Source organism: Bartonella sp. AA2SXKL (genome assembly GCF_042197205.1).
Classification (GTDB): domain Bacteria; phylum Pseudomonadota; class Alphaproteobacteria; order Rhizobiales; family Rhizobiaceae; genus Bartonella.
On the sequence record NZ_JBHIRN010000243.1, the window covers coordinates 1 to 267 of the forward strand.

At 36.0% G+C, this 267-nt stretch carries 1 protein-coding gene; it reads right to left on the reverse strand.

Annotated elements, in window-relative coordinates; genetic code table 11:
- The coding region (locus tag ACFINS_RS10985; RefSeq protein WP_375706291.1) for an ATP-binding cassette domain-containing protein at positions 1-267 on the reverse strand (267 nt) is incomplete at both ends.

Here is a 267-nt window from a genome sequence, read left to right on the forward strand (position 1 = left end):
TTGATAGCAACCAAAGGTATATCATCAACAACTATCTCCCCCTTATCAAAAACTAATACTCTATCAAAGTTTCTGATAAACTCCAAATCATGTGATACAACAATTGCCGTTTGTGATAATTCTTCTATAACTTGCGTAATGAGACGCTTGTTTCGCAAATCAAGTAATGTTGTTGGCTCATCAAAAATAATATAGTCTGGTTTCATTGCGACTACACCGGAAATCGCAACGAGTTGTTTTTGTCCACCACTTAATAAATGCACTGCG